This window comes from Streptomyces sp. NPDC093149, from assembly GCF_044754145.1.
Lineage (GTDB): Bacteria > Actinomycetota > Actinomycetes > Streptomycetales > Streptomycetaceae > Streptomyces.
The window spans coordinates 1070056-1087265 of sequence record NZ_JBIVON010000001.1 but is presented as its reverse complement, the minus strand read 5'-3'; the positions used below and the strand labels follow the sequence as shown (position 1 = coordinate 1087265).

General features: G+C 72.6%; 9 protein-coding genes. 2 read left to right on the top strand and 7 right to left on the bottom strand.

The window, feature by feature from the left end:
• Nucleotides 1-12: 12 nt before the first annotated feature.
• Nucleotides 13-2205: an ATP-dependent DNA helicase UvrD2 gene (locus tag ACIQCZ_RS05095; protein ID WP_402279819.1), complete on the bottom strand. Its 2193-nt coding sequence runs from the start codon at nucleotides 2203-2205 to the stop codon at nucleotides 13-15.
• A gap of 458 nt (nucleotides 2206-2663) precedes the next feature.
• Here ACIQCZ_RS05095 and ACIQCZ_RS05090 point away from each other — a divergent pair, with 458 nt between their 5' ends.
• Nucleotides 2664-2918 (top strand): mycoredoxin, encoded by a 255-nt coding sequence (locus ACIQCZ_RS05090; RefSeq protein WP_351075460.1) that lies wholly within the window; start codon nucleotides 2664-2666, stop codon nucleotides 2916-2918.
• 100 nt (nucleotides 2919-3018) lie between these two features.
• On the opposite strand, the gene nudC is transcribed toward ACIQCZ_RS05090, so the two are convergent.
• The 6 genes from nudC to ACIQCZ_RS05060 form a co-directional block, all read right to left on the bottom strand.
• Nucleotides 3019-3966 carry an NAD(+) diphosphatase gene (gene nudC, locus ACIQCZ_RS05085; RefSeq protein ID WP_376217805.1) on the bottom strand — a complete coding sequence of 316 codons (948 nt, stop codon included), beginning with the start codon at nucleotides 3964-3966 and terminating at the stop codon, nucleotides 3019-3021.
• A 44-nt stretch (nucleotides 3967-4010) separates the two neighbouring features.
• Nucleotides 4011-5405: a dipeptidase gene (locus ACIQCZ_RS05080; protein WP_402279818.1), complete on the bottom strand. Its 1395-nt coding sequence runs from the start codon at nucleotides 5403-5405 to the stop codon at nucleotides 4011-4013.
• A 55-nt stretch (nucleotides 5406-5460) separates the two neighbouring features.
• Entirely contained in the window at nucleotides 5461-9126 is a 3666-nt protein-coding gene (locus tag ACIQCZ_RS05075; RefSeq protein WP_402279817.1) for a UvrD-helicase domain-containing protein, read from the bottom strand.
• A 77-nt stretch (nucleotides 9127-9203) separates the two neighbouring features.
• The gene (locus tag ACIQCZ_RS05070; protein WP_402279815.1) at nucleotides 9204-9578 is read right to left on the bottom strand and encodes a hypothetical protein; all 375 of its coding nucleotides are present in this window, start codon (nucleotides 9576-9578) and stop codon (nucleotides 9204-9206) included.
• Nucleotides 9579-9691: 113 nt separating this feature from the next.
• Nucleotides 9692-13234, bottom strand: coding sequence for a UvrD-helicase domain-containing protein (locus ACIQCZ_RS05065; protein ID WP_402279814.1), 3543 nt, complete (start codon nucleotides 13232-13234; stop codon nucleotides 9692-9694).
• A 347-nt stretch (nucleotides 13235-13581) separates the two neighbouring features.
• Nucleotides 13582-13998 (bottom strand): MGMT family protein, encoded by a 417-nt coding sequence (locus ACIQCZ_RS05060; protein ID WP_402280227.1) that lies wholly within the window; start codon nucleotides 13996-13998, stop codon nucleotides 13582-13584.
• 299 nt (nucleotides 13999-14297) lie between these two features.
• Between ACIQCZ_RS05060 and ACIQCZ_RS05055 the strand changes: the two genes are divergently transcribed.
• A complete protein-coding gene (locus ACIQCZ_RS05055; protein WP_402279812.1) occupies nucleotides 14298-17114 on the top strand; it encodes a lysylphosphatidylglycerol synthase domain-containing protein in 2817 nt (938 codons plus the stop codon).
• Nucleotides 17115-17210 lie beyond the last annotated feature (96 nt).

The window sequence follows — 17210 nt, the reverse complement described above, 5'->3', positions numbered from 1 at the left end:
GACGAGTTTTTCTCACACCTCGTCAACGTCGTCCGCAAGCTCATCCTCCACCGTCTCACCTGCGCAAATGGCGAGTACCGCGGTTCCGAAGCGGTCCAGCTTCCGCGCGCCGACGCCGGGGATACCGGCCAGCTCACCCGCGCTGCCCGGCACCGCCTCGGCGATCGCCATCAGTGTCTTGTCCGTGAACACGCAGTACGCGGGCTGACCGATCTCCTTCGCCCGGACCGCCCGCCAGTCGCGCAGTCGCTCGTACAGCGCCTCGTCCATGTCGGAGGGACAGTCGTCGCAGCGCATCAGCTTCATCTCGCCCGCGTCGGTCAGGGTCTTGCCGCAGACCCGGCACCGGGCAGGACCACGCCGACCGCGCTTGGCGACCGGGCCGGGGCCCCGTTCGATTCCGCCGCCACCAGCCGTGCCGCGCGTACCGAGCGGCACGGAGCCGGGGCGCAGTCCGCTGAGGAACCGGCTCGGGCGCCTTCCGGCGCGGCCGCCGGGCGAGCGGGACAGCGACCACGACAGCGAGAGATGGAAGCGGGCTCGTGTGACGCCGACGTACAGCAGTCGGCGCTCCTCCTCGATCTGCTCGTCGGTCTTGGCGTAGGTGATCGGCATCATGCCCTCGGTCAGCCCGACCAGAAAGACCGCGTCCCATTCCAGACCCTTCGCCGAGTGCAGCGAGGCGAGAGTGACCCCCTGGACCGTGGGGGCGTGCTGGGCGGCGGCACGCTCGTCCAGCTCCGCCACCAGATCGGAGAGCGTCGCGCCCGGCTTGGCCCGTTCGAAGTCCTCGGCGAGCCGGACCAGCGCGGCCAGGGACTCCCAGCGGTCCCGCACCGCCCCGGATCCCGCGGGCGGCTCCGTGGTCCACCCCTTGGTGGAGAGCACCGCGCGGACCTCCGCCGGCAGCCCCTCCGCGTCGTCGAGCAGGGAGTCGTTGCCCCCTGCGCGGGCCGCGCCGCGCAGGGCGACGCCCGCTTCGCGCACCTCCGCCCGTTCGAAGAAGCGCTCCGCTCCGCGCAGCTGGTACGGCACGCCCGCGTCGGCCAGAGCCTGTTCGTAGACCTCGGACTGGGAGTTGACCCGGTAGAGCACGGCGATCTCGCCGGCCGGGACTCCCGCGGCGATCAGATCGCGGATGCGGCGCGCGGTGCCCTCCGCCTCCGCGGGCTCGTCCGCGTACTCCGTGTAGACGGGTTCGGGGCCGGGTTCGCGCTGCGAGACCAGCTCCAGCCGGTGGTCGGCGGCCCGGCCGCGGGCCTGGCCGAGGAGTCCGTTGGCCAGATGGACGACCTGCGGGGTGGAGCGGTAGTCCCGGACCAGCTTGACCACCGTCGCGTTGGGGTGGCGGGTGCGGAAGTTCAGCAGGTGGTCGGGGGTTGCTCCGGTGAAGGAGTAGATCGTCTGGCCGGCGTCACCCACGACGCACAGGGTGTCCCGGTCGCCGAGCCAGAGGTCGAGCAGCCGCTGCTGGAGAGGGCTGACGTCCTGGTACTCGTCGACGACGAAGTGCTGGTACTGACGGCGGACGTGATCGGCGATGTCGTGGCGGTCCTGAAGGATGGCGACGGTCAGCAGCAGCACGTCCTCGAAGTCGATCACCGAGCGGTCGCGCTTCAGCTGCTCGTACATCGCGTAGATCTGGGAGATCTCGGCCGGATCGCGTGGGGCGTCCCGCTGGATCTTGGCGACCACGGCCGGATAGTCCGCGGGCACGGTCTGCGTGACCTTGGACCACTCGATCTCGCTGGTGACATCGCGCAGCTCGTTGCGGTCGAGCCGGATGCGGCAGCGGGCCGCGGCCTCGGCGACCAGCTGGACCTTGCGCTCCAGCAGCCGGGGCAGGTCGCCACCGACCGCCTTCGGCCAGAAGTACTGGAGCTGGCGCAGGGCGGCGGAGTGGAACGTCCGCGCCTGCACCCCGCCCGCGCCGAGCTGGCGCAGTCGTCCCCGCATCTCGCCCGCGGCCCGGTTGGTGAACGTGACGGCGAGCACGCTCGTCGGCTGAAGTATTCCGGCGCGCACTCCGTAGGCGATGCGATGCGTGATCGCACGCGTCTTGCCCGTACCGGCTCCGGCCAGCACACACACCGGGCCGTGCAGGGCCATGGCGACCTCGCGCTGCTCGGGGTCCAGGCCGTCGAGCACGGCGTCGGCCGACTCGGGGACCTGCGGGAAGAGGGAGGAATGCGTTGCTGCTGTCACCCCGCCATGCTGCCAGGTCGCAAGAGGCCGGTGCGAAGGTTGTCCACAGGGGGGCGGCGTCTGTCGTACTAACGGCCTGGCGCACGGCAGGGAGTGGATCGGCGAGCGGTGTCATGCGGCTCCGCCTCCGGCGTTGTCGTCGGTCGACGACGTTCCGCGTCGCCTCCCTCCTCCGCCTCGGCAAGGATCGCGGCGCGGGACACGAAGGCTGCGGCCCCGGACACGAGGGGTGTGGTCCTCGACACGAAGGTGACGGTTCGATGCCGGGGGCCGGCCGGTCCACCGTGCGACAGCCGGTCCGCCGTGCGACAGAGGGGCGGCAGCGGGAATGGTGGCCGGCTCGCGTACGTTCCCTTTCCGTGCGGCAACGCACTTTCCAGCTTCTCCGCGTGACGGATGAGATGGATGAGTCAGACGACAGGTCTGAGAAGACTGATGAGACAAAGGGAGCGCGAAGCATGCCGGGCACTGTGACGATGTACAGCACCACGTGGTGCGGCTACTGCCGTCGGCTCAAGGGCCAGATGGACCGCGAGGGCATCGCCTACAACGAGATCAACATCGAGCAGGACCCGGAGTCCGCCGCTTTCGTCGAGAAGGCCAACGGGGGCAACCAGACGGTTCCCACCGTCCTGGTGGTCGGCTCCACGGGCGTCGAGGCCGTCATGACGAACCCGTCCCTGGCCCAGGTCAAGCAGGCGCTGGCCGCCTGACCCGCTCCGCGGTACGGGAACGCCCTCTCCGGTCGAGCAGCGCCGGAGGGGGCGTTCCCGTATCTCGTGAGCCGTCCGTCGGCCGATGCCGACCGGCGCGTCAGCCGACGGCGCCCGGCTTCGGGAGCGGCTTGCCGTACCAGAGTTCGATCAGGCGGGCCGCGATCGAGATGCCGTACGGGGGCATGATCTCGCCCGACTCGAAGGCCGCCGTCAGGTCCTCGCGGGAGAACCAGCGGGCCTCCTCGATCTCCTCGCCGTCCACATCGATCTCGGAGGAGGTCGCCCGCGCCATGAAGCCCAGCATCAGGCTGGACGGGAACGGCCAGGGCTGGCTGGCGATGTATTCGACCTCGCCGACCGTGACGCCCGCTTCCTCGAAGACCTCGCGGGCCACGGACTGCTCGATCGACTCCCCCGGCTCGACGAAGCCCGCGAGCGTCGAGAAGCGGCCCTCGGGCCAGTGCACCTGGCGGCCCAGCAGGGCGCGGTCCTGCTCGTCCGTCACCAGCATGATGACCGCGGGGTCCGTCCGCGGGTAGTGCTCGGCGCCGCAGGCCGGACAGCGCCGGATGTGGCCGGCCGCCGCGATGACCGTGCGCTCGCCGCAGCGGGAGCAGAAGCGGTGCAGGCGCTGCCAGTTCTCCAGGGCCACCGCGTGCACCATCAGGCCCGCGTCACGGGGGCCGAGGAGCAGTCCGGCCTCGCGCAGACCCGCCGGGCGGGCCGGCTGGTCCATGCGGCCGGGCAGGGAGTCCTTCTGGAGCGCGAAGTAGCTGACGCCGTCCTCGTCGGTGCCGAGGAAGTAGCGGTGGGTCTCGGTGACCGGGGCCTCGAAGGCCGGGGTCATGACGATCTCCGTACCGCCGTCGGCCGTGTCGTCGATCAGCACCTGCCCACCGGAGACGACGAACACACGGGTGGTCGGGTGGCTCCAGGCGGCGGACAGCCACGCCTCGTCGAGGCGGTGGTGCGCCGCGCGGTCGATGCCGCTGGGCGCGGTGAGACCGATGGGCCGGTCTGCGGTGGCGTTGTCGAAGGTGCTCACAGGTGCTTCCTACTCCCCCGGGACGGATCGGGTGTTCAGAGGATTCAGCGGAGTGCGACGGCCAGCTCGCCCCAGAGGTGGGCGGTTGTCTGCACGCCCTTGAGCAGAAGGTCGAGCTCGACCTTCTCGTTGGGAGCGTGCCAGCCGTCGGACGGTACGGAGATGCCCAGGAAGAGGACGGGAGCGCCGAGCACGTCCTGCAGGTCGGCGGCGGGCCCGGAGCCTCCTTCGCGGGTGAAGAGGATCTTCTGGCCGAAGGCCCGTCCCATGGCGCGGGCCACGGCCTGCAGGGCCGGGTGGTCCAGCGGTGTCAGACAGGGGCGGGTGGCGGGCGTGAAGGTGATCCGGTGGCGGACACCGGCCGGGATCTGCGCCTCGGCCCAGGCTCGTACGACCTGCTGGACGTGATCGGGGTCCTGGCCGGCGACCAGCCGGAAGCTGATCTTCACGAGGGCGGAGGAGGGGATGATCGTCTTGCTGCCGGCGCCCTGGTAGCCGCCGCCGATGCCGTTGACCTCGGCGGTGGGGCGGGCCCAGACGCGTTCCAGCGTGGAGTAGCCGGCCTCGCCCGACGCCGCCCGGGACCTGGCGGTACGCAGCCAGGTGGCCTCGTCGAAGGGAAGTTCGGCGAAGAGCGCGCGCTCGGTGTCGGTGAGTTCCGTCACGCCGTCGTAGAAGCCGGGGATCGCGACCCGGCCGTCCGCGTCGTGCAGGGCGGCGACGAGCCGGGCCACGGCGGTCGCCGGGTTGGGGACGGCGCCGCCGAACGAACCGGAGTGGATGTCCTGCTCGGGGCCGTGCAGCTCGATCTCGCACTCGGCGAGGCCGCGCATGCCCGTGCAGACCGTGGGGGTCTTCTCGTCCCACATGCCGGTGTCGGAGACGATCACCGCGTCGGCGGTGAGCCGGGCGGCCCGTTCTTCGACCAGCGCGCGGAAGTTCGGGGAGCCGGACTCCTCCTCGCCCTCGATCAGCAGCTTGAGATTGACGGCGGGGGTGGTGCGGCCGGTGATGGCGAGGTGGGCCCGCACGCCGAGGGTGTGGAAGAACACCTGCCCCTTGTCGTCGGCGGCGCCCCGCCCGTACATGCGGCCGTCGCGGACCACCGGCTCGAACGGGTCGGTGTCCCAGCCGTCCTCGCGTGCGGCGGGCTGCACGTCGTGGTGCCCGTAGACGAGAACGGTCGGGGCGTCCGGGTCGTCGGACGGCCACTCGGCGAAGACCGCGGGTGCGCCGGGCGTCTCCCAGATCTCGCTGACCGGGAAGCCGGTCTCCTTGAGCTTGGCGGACAGCCACTCGGCGCTGCGTCGCACGTCCCCGTCGTGGACCGGCTGGGCGGATACGGACGGGATGCGCAGCCAGTCGGCGAGGTCGTCGAGGAAGGCTGCGCGGTGCTGCTCGGTGTACGTACGGACGGCGCTGTCCGGGGTGTCGCTCATGGCCTTGAGCCTAGTGCCTCGCCCAGCGGGGTCCGCCCGCCCGCGATGACGCGGCCTACCCCGTGGGAGGCGGTTCGTCCAGCAGGATCCGCTCCAGCTCCGCCCGGCCCGGGAGGCGGACGGGGCGGACGGTCTCCCCGCTGCGTACGTACAGGAACGTGGCGGTGACATCGGTGAGCGGGAGGCCGTGCAGTTCCGCCCAGGCCAGGCGGTAGACCGCGAGCTGGAGGGGGTCGGCGGTATGGGCGCGGGCGGTCTTCCAGTCGACGATCTCGTAGGTGTCCCCGGAGCGGTACACCGCGTCGATACGGCCCCGGATCACCCGGCCGGCCAGGGTGATCTGGAACGGCGTCTCCACGCGGTAGGGGGTGCGGCGGGCGTAGGGGGTGCGCTCGAAGGCCTCCTTGAGTGCGGCGAGGTCGCGCTCGTCGGCGATCTCGGCATCGCTCTCGTCTCCGCCCGGAAGTTCGTCCGGCCCGAGCATGGGCAGCGGCAGCTCCTCGAAACGGGACTCCACCCAGGCATGGAAGCGGGTACCGCGGCGGGCCGCGGGCTGCGGGGGCCGGGGCATGGGCCGGGCCAGTTCCTGGGCGAAGCCGTCGGGGTCGTCGGCCAGGCGCAGCAGCTGGGTGGCGGAGAGGGACGCGGGTACGAGGACGTCGCGCACGGTGGCGCGGGCGCGGCGCAGTTCGCCGGTGAGGGCGTCGAGATCGCGGTCCCAGGAGGCGAGCGTGCGGGATTCCTCGGGGGTGAGGCGGCCGTCCTCGGCGGGCTCGGGGGCGCGGGCGGCCGGCACGTGTGTTGTGGGGGCGGGGGGCTGGGCGGGGGTGGGAATGGGGAGACGAACGGGGGCGGGGAACGGCGGGGCAGGGGTCCGTGGGGGCTCCGTCGACAGTGCGTCCCAGTCGTCGGCGTCGTCGGGGAACGTCTCGCTGTCGGGGAGCGGGGTCTCGTCGAAGAACGCCTCGCTGTCGGGAAACGGGGCGTCGTCGGGGAACGCCTCGTCGTCGTAAGGGCCGTCGTACGGACCCGGGACGTCGGGCGACGCCTCGTACGCGTCCGGCACGCCCTCCGACGCGGCCAGTGCCTCCAGATGTGTCATCACCGTCTGCGCGGCGGCCCGGCGGCGGGTCAGCGCGATGCCGTCCAGCGGAAGCGGCCACGCCCGGTCGGCCTCCTTCTCGGCGAGCGCCGGGTTCTCCTCGTCCTCGGCCGGTTCGTCCGCCCATGCCTCGATCTCGCCGTGTCCGGCCGCGCAGTGCTCGTACAGCGCGTGCAGGAAGTCGGACGGGCCGCGCGGCTTCTTCTGGGTCGGGCCCCACCAGTGGCCGGAGCCGAGCAGCAGGCCGCGGGGCCTGGTGAAGGTGACGTATCCCAGGCGGAGCTCCTCGGTGTGCTGGTGCTCCTTCATCTCCTCCTTGAACCCCTTGAGTCCCTTGGCGTCCCAGGAGTGGATGACGGGAAGGGTGGCCCTGTCCCCGCGCAGCGCGTGCGGAAGGACCTTGGACTGGGACGTCCAGGCGTCACGGGACTGGCTGCTGGGGAACTGGCCGGTGACCAGTCCCGGCACCGCGACGACATCCCACTCCAGGCCCTTGGACTTGTGGGCGGTGAGGACCTTGACGGTGTTCTCCCCGCCGGGCAGGGCGTTGTCCAGGCCCTTCTCGTACTGGACGGCGGTCCGCAGGAAGCCCAGGAACGCCAGGAGGGTGGCCTCCCCGTCGACGGCGGCGAAGCGGGCCGCGACGTCCAGGAAGTTGGCGAGGGTCTCTCGGCGGCGGGCGGCCAGGGCGTGCGGCGACGCGGAGAGCTCGACCTCGAGGCCGGTGGTGGCGAGGACGCGGTGCAGCACGTCCATGAGGGGGTCGGCCAGCGAGCGGCGCAGGTCGCGCAGTTCGGCGGCCAGGCGGGCGAAGCGGATGCGGGCCTCGGTGGAGAACGGAAGGCCGTCGTCCTCTCCTCCGCCCGATTCGAGAAAGGTGTCCAGTGCGTCGGCGAGCGAGATCACTTCGGCGGGATCGATGCCTTCGACGGCCTCGGCGAGGCGGCGGTCGGGGTCGAAGCCGTCCTCGTCGCCGTGGGCCGCATGGTGGACGAGGAGGCGGGCGCGACGGCCGAGGAGTGCCAGGTCGCGCGGGCCGATCCGCCAGCGGGGGCCGGTGAGCAGCCGGACCAGGGAGGCATTGGCGCCGGGGTCCTGGAGCACCTCGCAGACCGCGACGAGGTCGGCGACCTCGGGCAGGTGCAGCAGCCCGGACAGGCCGACGACCTCGACCGGGATGTCACGGGCCACCAGCGCGGCCTGGATCTCCGGGAAGTCGCCCGCGGTGCGGCACAGGACGGCGATCTCACCGGGCGCCTTTCCGGTCCTGACGAGGTGGGCGATCGAGTCGGCGAGCCAGTCGAGCTCCTCGGTGTGGGTACACAGGAGGGCGCAGCGGACGGTGCCGTCCCGTTCGGCGCCGGGGGCGGGGCGCAGCGCCTCGACGCCCTCGTGCATGGCACGCAGGGGTGTGGCCAGGCCGTTGGCGAGGTGGAGGAGCCGGCCGCCGCTGCGACGGTTCTCGCTGAGGGAGTAGCGGGTGGCGGGGGTTCCGTCGGCGTGCGGGAAGTGGAGCGGGAAGTCGTCCAGGTTGGCCACGGAGGCACCGCGCCAGCCGTAGATCGCCTGACAGGGGTCACCGACGGCGGTGACGGCGTGGCCGGCCCCCGCTGCTTCGGCGGCCCGCGCCCCGGCCGCGGTCTCCGCCGTCCGCACGCCCGCCCTTCCGGCCGGCGTCCCGGTGGCCTCCGTCCCGGAACCGGAATCGGAACCGGAGCCGAAACCGGAGCCGGAATCGGAGCCGGGGCGTCGGCCGAAGAGTGCGGAGAGCAGCAGGCGCTGGGCGACCGAGGTGTCCTGGTACTCGTCGAGCAGGACGACCCTGAATTCTTCGCGCAGGATCGCGCCGACCTCCGGGCGGGTGAGGGCCAGCTCGGCCGAGAGCGCGATCTGGTCACCGAAGTCGAGGAGGTCACGGCTCTTCTTGGCCTCGCGGTAGCGCCGGGTCAGCTGCAGCAGCTCACGACGGGCCTGCGCGGTCTCGGGGATCCTGCGCAGTTCGGCGTTGGTGAGCCGGGCCGATTCGAGCGTGCGGAGCAGGTCGGTGTCGTACTCCGCGAGCTGTTCGGGCTGCACGAGATGCTCGGCCAGCTCGGCGTCGAGGGCCAGCAGATCGCTGACCAGGGTGGGGAACGACCTGGTCAGGGCCGGGTACGGGCCGGGGGCCTCGCGCAGCACGCGGGCGGCGAGCTGGTAGCGGGTGGCATCGGCCAGGAGGCGGGTGGTGGGTTCGAGCCCGATGCGGAGCCCGTGCTCGGTGAGGAGCCGGCCGGCGAACGCGTGGTAGGTGGAGATGCTGGGCTCGCCCGGGGGGTTGTCCGGGTCGATGGCGTCCGGATCGGTGACCCCGGCCGCGATCAGGGCCTTGCGGACGCGCTCGGCGAGCTCCCCCGCCGCCTTGTTGGTGAAGGTGAGTCCGAGGACCTGCTCGGGGGCGACCTGTCCCGTCCCGACCAGCCACACCACACGGGCCGCCATCACCGTGGTCTTCCCCGACCCGGCTCCGGCCACGATCACCTGCGGGGCGGGCGGCGCCGTGATGCAGGCCGTCTGCTCCGGGGTGAACGGGATCCCGAGGAGTTCCTTGAGCTGCTCGGGATCGGTGATATGTGAGGACACCCGACCGAGGCTAACCGGACGCACCGACAATGTGCCGGGCCGGCCCGAGGCCTTGCCGCGATCGGTCCGGTCAGCGGTCAGCGGTCGACGGTCCAGGCCGCGTCGGCCGGCGGGGTGCCCGCCGAGAGGAGGTGGCGGATGATCCGGAGCGCCTCGGCCAGCGGCACGGTGTCCGCGTCGGGGTACTCGTCGTCCTGGCCGTTCGACAGCCCGAAACCGTCGCTCCAGCCTTCGGCCCCGGGGTCCACCGCATGCTCGCCCGGGTCACCCTCGCCGTCGAGGAGCATCACCATGGCGCGTTCGGCATTGCTGACGACGGCGAGCCGGCGTCCGGACGAACCGGTCAGCCATGTCTCGAGCTTCCCCTCGGCGATCCTGAGTCCGAGCACGTCGAGCGCCTCGTCCGGAGCCACCGGCACGGTGTCACCGTCGAACGTCCATGATTCGGCCACGCGCACAACTGTCTCGCACGTCACGGCTCGGCTCGGACACCGGCCCGGTCCGGTCCGCCCGCATCGACATCCCCGTCGTGGTCGCCGCAGCCGTCCGGGGAGCGCCGAAGGACTCACTCCAGGATGTGGCGGCCCTCCGGCTGTGCGCTGCACGAGGCCCGGAAGGCGCAGTGCGTGCAGTGCTGGCCGGTCGTGGGGGTGAAGCGTTCGTCCAGGACCCGGCCGGCGGCCGTGGCCAGGAGATCGGAGACCCACTCCCCGGAGAGCGGTTCCTGGGCCTGCACCTTGGGAAGGGTGTCACCACCCTCCTTCTTCGGGGCGGGCTGGCGCAGCTGTACGAGTTCGGCGCCGCCGGGCACGGGGCGCCGGCCGTCGAAGACCTCGTCGACCGCCCCTTCCCGCACGGCCAGCTGGTACACGGCGAGCTGGGGATGCCGGGTGACCTCGTCCTTGGTCGGGGACTGCTTGCCGGTCTTGAAGTCCACGACGTACGCCCGGCCCTCGGCGTCCTCCTCCACCCGGTCCATGGAGCCGCGGATGCGCACCTCGTACTCCCCCGCCGCCAGCGTCACGTCGAAGTCGTGCTCGCTCGCGGCGGGGGTGCGGCCGGCCCGGTCCATGACATGCCAGCGCAGGAAGCGTTCCAGGGCGGCCCTGGCCTGTTCCTTCTCCTGCCGGGACTTCCAGGGGGCGTCGAAGGCGAGCCCGTCCCAGACCGAGTCCAGCCGCTCCATCAGGACGGCGAGATCCGCGGGGGTGCGCCCGGACGCCACCTCGTCAGCGAGTACGTGGACGACGTTGCCGAAACCCTGCGCGGCCGTCGCGGGGGCGTCCGCCTTCACCTCGCGACCGAGGAACCACTGGAGCGCGCAGGTGTTGGCGAGCTGGTCGAGCGCGCTGCCGGAGAGGGCCACGGGCTGGTCCCGGTCGCGGAGCGGAACGGTGGAGCGGGTCGGCTCGTACAGGCCCCACCAGCGATACGGATGGGCCGCGGGTACGAGCGGCTGGCCCTCGTCGTCGGTGAGCGCGGCGAGCCGGGCGAGGCGGCGGGCGGCTGCCTCGCGCAGGGTGTCGGAGGCTTCGGGGTCGACGGTGGTGGCACGGAGTTCGGCCACGAGCGCGGCGACGGCGAGAGGGCGGCGCGGCCGGCCGGTGACGTCGCGCGGTTCGACGCCGAGCTCGGCGAGGAAGCGGGACGGCTGGTCGCCGTCGTCGGCGGGCGCCTTGACCGCGGTGACGACAAGACGTTCCCGGGCACGGGTCGCCGCGACATAGAAGAGACGGCGTTCCTCTGCGAGAAGGGCGCCGGGGGTGAGCGGTTCGGCCAGGCCGTCACGGCCGATCCGGTCCGCTTCGAGCAACGAACCGCGGCGGCGCAGGTCCGGCCAAAGCCCCTCCTGCACTCCCGCGACGACGACCAGGCGCCACTCCAGGCCCTTGGACCGGTGTGCGGTCATCAGCCGAACGGCGTCGGGACGCACGGCGCGCCTGGAGAGGGTGTCGGCCGCGATGTCCTGGGCGTCGACCTCCTCCAGGAAGTTGAGCGCGCCGCGCCCGCCGGTGCGTTCCTCGGCGCGGGCGGCGGTGTCGAAGAGGGCGCAGACGGCGTCGAGGTCGCGGTCGGCGTTGCGGCCGCCCGCCCCGCCGCGCAGCGCGGCACGTTCCAGCCGCGACGGCCATGGGGTCCCGGACCACAGCTCCCACAGGGCCTCTTCCGCGGTACCGCCGCCTTCGAGGAGCTCACGCGCCTTGCGCAGAAGTGCGCCGAGGCGCTGGGCGCCGCGGGCGTACGCCGGATCGTGCGCGACCAGCCGTTCGGGCTCGGCGAGCGCGCGGGCCAGCAGGTCGCCGGAGGGCGCCGGTACGCGGTTCCCGGCGGCCCTCTCCTCGTCGCGCAGGGCCCGGCCGAGCCGGCGCAGATCGGCCGCGTCCATGGAGCCGAGGGGAGAGGTGAGGAGGATCAGGGCGGTCTCGGTGTCCAGCCAGGAGATCGCTTCGGGGGCGGGGGCCCGGCCAAGAGCCGGATCGGGTTCCCGCCCGAGGTCCTGCTCGGCGACCCCTGTCTCCGCCTCCGCCGGCACCTCCGCCGGCACCGCAGGACGGACCTCCTCGCTTTCCGGGGCAGAGGCCTCCGTCAGAGAGGCCTCCGTCACTGGGGCCTCCGTCACAGGGGCGTCCGCCACAGAGGTCTCTGTCGCGGAGGCCTCCGTCGCGGAGGTCTCCGCGCCTCGGTGCAGCGCCGCCGTCGCGACGGCGCGGAGGGCCGTCAGGAGCGGCGCCACAGCCGGTTCATGGCGCAGGGGGAGATCGTCGCCGTCGATCTCCAGGGGAACGCCCGCCGATGCCAGGGCCCGGCGCACCGAGGGGATCGTGCGGCCTCCGGCCCGTACGAGCACCGCCATCTCGTTCCACGGGACGCCGTCCTCCAGATGTGCCCGGCGCAACAGGTCGGCGATGTTGTCGAGCTCGGCGGAGGCGGTCGGGTAGGTGTACGCCTCCACGTTGCCGCCCTCGCGGGCCGCGACGAGCTCCCGGTGGGCGCGGACCTTCGCCGAGGGCAGCCGGGTCAGCGGCATCCGGCGGGTGAGCAGCCGGGTGGCGGCCAGCAACTGTCCGCCGGAACGTCGCGAGGTGGTCAGGACGCCGACCGGGGCCGGGGTGCCGTCTGCCCGCCGGAACGTCTCCGGGAAGTCGAGGATGCCGTTCACGTCGGCGCCCCGGAACGCGTAGATCGACTGGTCCGGGTCGCCGAAGGCCACCAGGTCCCGGCCGCCCCCGGCGCCCGGCCCGCTCCCCCGGTTGCCGGCCAGCGCGTGCAGCAGCCGTACCTGCGCCGGGTCCGTGTCCTGGTACTCGTCCACGAACACCACGTCGTACCGCCCGGCCAGCGACGCCGAGACCTCTGGGCGCTCCGCGAGCAGCACGGCCCGGTGCACCAGCTCCGCGTAGTCCAGCACCCCCTGCGCGTCCAGCACGTCCAGGTACTCGGCGAGGAACTCGGCTGCGGCGCCCCAGTCCGGTCGGCCGGTGCGGCGGGCGAAGTCGGCCAGCGCGTCCGGGCCCAGGCCCAGCTCGCGGCTGCGGGCGAGCACCGCCCGTACCTCGTCGGCGAAACCGCGCGTGGTCAGACAGGCCCGCAGCTCGTCGGGCCAGCGGATGTGTGCGAAGCCGTCCTGCTCCAGTTCGAGCTGACCTGCGAGCAGCTCGCGGACGGTGACGTCCTGCTCCGGTCCGGAGAGCAGCCGCGTCGGTTCGGCGAAGAGGTCGGCGTCCTGATGGGCGCGCACCAGTGCGTAACAGAAGGAGTGGAACGTGGTGGCCTGCGGACCGCGGGCGGCGCCGAGCCTGGCGGCCATCCGGTCGCGCAGTTCCACGGCGGCCTTGCGGCTGAAGGTGAGGACCAGCAGGCGGGCCGGGTCGCCGCCCCGTGCCACACGTGCGGCGACCGCCTCGACGAGCGTGGTCGTCTTGCCGGTGCCGGGTCCGGCCAGCACCAGGAGCGGGCCGCCGGGGTGTTCAACCACCGCACGTTGCGCCGCGTCCAGAAGAGGGGGAGCCACGGAGCCCGGCGGGGTGCGCACCAGTCGGTACGCGCCCGCGGTCCTCTGCCGTGCCTGACGGTGCGGACTGTGCCGGGTGAAGGAGGAGGAGCTCACGTGGTTCGCCGGTCCTGGTGGGTGTGCTGGTGATGACGATGCGGCGCGTGCCGCGAACTGACGACGCTACGCCAGCGGGGGCGCGCCGCGGGGCGAGTCCGCTGCGTGCCTCGTCACGTTCCGCGTCACCGACGCCCTCGGTGCGTACCATGCCGCGGGAGCGGTTTCCACGCGCCGTGTCGCGTGCGCCGTCGGCACGCCGCACGCCGCGGAAACCCCCGCTCCGCGCCGTGCCGCAGGCGCCCGCGGCACGCTTCGCCTCACGGGTGCTGCCGCGTATCGCGCCGTGTTCCCCATCACGTGTCGGGCCCGCCGCCGCCCGTTGCGCCCCCGAATGGCCGAAGCTGTCAGGTGTGAGCACCTCCGCCCTCGTCCCAGCCCGCGTCCGCGCCGCCGGTGACGCCGTCCCACCGTGCCCGCTTCATGTCGAGCCGCGGCAGATGGCCCTCCGCGCTGCGCGACGCCTCGCGCAGCGGGGTGCTCTCCTCCCGGTAGTGGCCCAGCGCACGCAGTTCGTGGCCGGGGAGCAGTGCCCCGTCGGCACGCACCACGCGCCACCACGGCACTGCGGCCCCGTACAGCGCCATGACCCGGCCGACCTGGCGCGGGCCCCCGTCGCCCAGCCATTCGGCGACATCTCCATACGTCATGACACGGCCCGGTGGGATCAGCTCGGTGACATCGAGCACCCGCTCCGCGTACTCGGGCAGCTCGTCGACCGCCCGGCCGTCGATCGCACCGTCGTCGATCGCATCTTCGTCGATCGCCCGGTCGTAGATCGTCCGGTCGCCGCTCGTCCGGTCGCCGCTCGTCCCGTCGCCGCTCGTCCGGTGTTGACTCATCCGGCCCATCCTGCCGTACTCCACCGACAGTCCGGCGCGATCCCAGAGCGTCATTTCACGGGGCGTGCGCGCGGGGACAAAGGAGCGTATGTTGCGCTTCGCGTGTCCGCGCAGTGCACCCTGATGCCCTCCTGTGTCGCCGGGCCGTGCCACCATCGTGCGGGCGGTGACCGGTGATACGAGAACACGAAGACCAATCAGAGGCGACGAAGGAGCAGGGCGTGCAGCCACCGAAGGCGGCGGACGCCCCTGATGCCGAACCGCACCCTGACGCGCCCGCCGAAGAGCCCGGCACGGAGCGGGAGACTTCCCGTGCGGGGCAGGGAAAACCCGGTGCGGGGCAGCAAGCGCTCCCCGGGCATCTGGCCGGCTCGACGCTCTCGGCCACCGCGGCGGAACAGGCCGAGCGCGTCTCGGGGGACGAGCCGCTGCTCCCCGCCCGGGTGCACCGGCCCTCCGATCTCATGCGGCTCCTCATCGGTGTCCTGGCGATCGTCGTCCTGTTCTCGATCGCCGCGTTCGCCCACGGCACGACCACCGGCCTCGAACAGGACATCAACAAGGGCACCGGCCAGGCACCCGACATCCTGATCAAGATGGCCGGTCTGGTCTCCAGCATCGCCGTGCTCCTCGTTCCCGTCGCCTTCGCCATCGAGCGGCTGATCAAACGCGACGGGCTACGGATCGCCGACGGCGTGCTCGCCGCCGTGCTCGCGCACGGCGTCACGCTCGCCGCCGACCTGTGGGTGGCCAAGTCCGCACCCGGCACCATCCAGGACGCCCTGACCCAGCCGCAGCCCGGTGACGCGCTCACCGATCCCGTCCACGGCTATCTCGCTCCCGTGATCGCCTATATGACGGCGGTCGGGATGGCGAGACGGCCGCGCTGGCGGGTCGTGTTGTGGGTGGTGCTGCTGCTCGACGCGTTCGCCATGCTGGTCGGCGGCTACACGACCCCGTTCTCGATCGTCCTCACCGTGCTGATCGGCTGGACCGTGGCGTACGGCACGCTGTACGCGGTCGGCTCCCCGAACGTACGGCCGACCGGCCAGCACCTGATGGCCGGACTGCGCCATGTCGGCTTCCACCCGGTCACCGCGATGCGCGCCGAGGACACGCCCGACTCCGGCGACCAGAACGACCGGGGGCGCCGCTATCTGGTCACCCTGGAGGACGGGCCGCCCCTGGACGTGACGGTCGTCGACCGTGAGCAACAGGCCCAGGGCTTCTTCTACCGGGTCTGGCGCAGGCTCACCCTGCGCGGCATCACCCAGCGCCGCTCCATCCAGTCGCTGCGTCAGGCGCTGGAACAGGAGGCGCTGCTCGCGTACGCGGCGATCGCCGCCGGGGCCAACGCGCCCAAGCTGATCGCCACCTCCGAGCTCGGGCCCGACGCCGTGATGCTGGTGTACGAGCACATCGGCGGCCGTTCGCTCGACGCGCTGGAGGACTCCGAGATCACCGACGAGCTGGTGCGCGGGGCCTGGCGCCAGGTCAAGGCGCTCCAGTCGCGGCGGATCGCGCACCGCAGGCTCACCGGGGACGCCATCCTGGTCGACCGTTCCGGCAAGGTGTTCGTCACCGATCTGCGCGGCGGCGAGATCGCGGCCGGTGATCTGGTCCTGCGGATGGACGTCGCCCAGCTGCTCACCACCACCGGCCTGCGGGTGGGTGCCGAGCGGGCGGTCGCCGGCGCGCTGGAGGTGCTCGGCCCCGATGCCGTCGCGGACTGTCTGCCGCTGCTCCAGCCGATCGCGCTGAGCCGCTCCACCCGGGCGACTCTGCGCAGGCTCGCCCGGGAACGCGCGCAGCGCGAGCGCGAGGCGGTGCTCGAAGCGTCGGACGCGGCCAAGCGCGCCAGGGCGCTCGAACACGGGACGGCCCAGGACACGGCCGCCGCCGGTACGGGGCCCGACCGTGCGGCCGACCACAAGGCCGCGCGCAAGGCCGCCCGGAAGTCGCTGCGCAACCAGAAGCAGGCCGAGAAGCGGGCCATGGACGACGCCCTGGAAGAGGCGCGCGAAGAGGATCTGCTCTCCCAGATGCGACAGCAGGTGCTGCTGATACGGCCGCAGGCACCGGTCGAACCGGTCCGGCTGGAGCGCATCAAGGCACGCACCCTGTTCAGCTGCATCGCCGGCGCGATCGCCGCGTACTTCCTCATCTCGCAGGTCACCCAGGCCGACTTCGGCGCGGTCGTCGAGCAGGCGGAGTGGGGCTGGGTGGCGGCCGCGGTCGGCTTCTCGGCCCTCAGCTACGTCGCGGCGGCGATGAGCCTGCTGGGCTTCGTCCCGGAACGGGTGCCGTTCGGCAAGACCGTGCTGGCACAGGTCGCCGGCTCCTTCGTGAAGCTCGTCGCCCCGGCCGCGGTCGGCGGCGTGGCACTGAACACACGCTTCCTGCAGCGTGCGGGAGTGCGTCCGGGGCTCGCCGTGGCGAGTGTCGGCGCCTCGCAGCTGTTCGGTCTCGGCTGCCACATTCTGCTGCTGGCCGCGTTCGGCTATCTGACCGGTACGGAGAAGACCCCGTCCTCGCTCACCCCGTCCAGGACGGTGATCGCCGGGCTGCTGACGGTCGCGGTGCTGGTGCTGGTGGTGACGGCGGTTCCGTTCCTGCGGAAGTTCGTGGTGACACGGGTGCGGTCGCTGTTCGCCGGTGTCGTGCCGCGCATGCTCGACGTGGTGCAGCGCCCGCAGAAGCTGCTGACGGGCATCGGCGGGATGCTGCTGCTGACCGGCGTGTTCGTGATGTGTCTGGACGCCTCGGTCCGGGCGTTCAGCGGTCCGGATGTGCCGCGGCTCAGTTACGCGAGCATCGCGGTGGTCTTCCTGGCCGGCAACGCGCTGGGGTCGGCGGCGCCCACACCGGGCGGAATGGGCGCGGTCGAGGGCGCGCTGACGCTGGGGCTGATCGCGGTCGGCCTGCCGAAGGAGGTCGCGGCACCGGCCGTTCTGCTCTACCGGCTGCTGACGCTGTGGCTGCCGGTGCTGCCCGGCTGGCTCTGCTTCAACCATCTGACCCGCAAGGGCGAGCTCTGACGGCCCCCCGGCGGCCGGACGGCTCGTCCGGGGCACCGGCCCGCCGGACGCGAGCCCGGCCGGACATCCGTGAGCCCTGCCCCGCCGTACACCAGC

Coding starts and splice junctions, on each gene's coding strand:
- ACIQCZ_RS05090 (WP_351075460.1), top strand. CDS start 2,664: ATGCCGGGCACTGTGACGATGTACAGCACCACGTGGTGCGGCTACTGC.
- ACIQCZ_RS05080 (WP_402279818.1), bottom strand. CDS start 5,405: ATGAGCGACACCCCGGACAGCGCCGTCCGTACGTACACCGAGCAGCAC.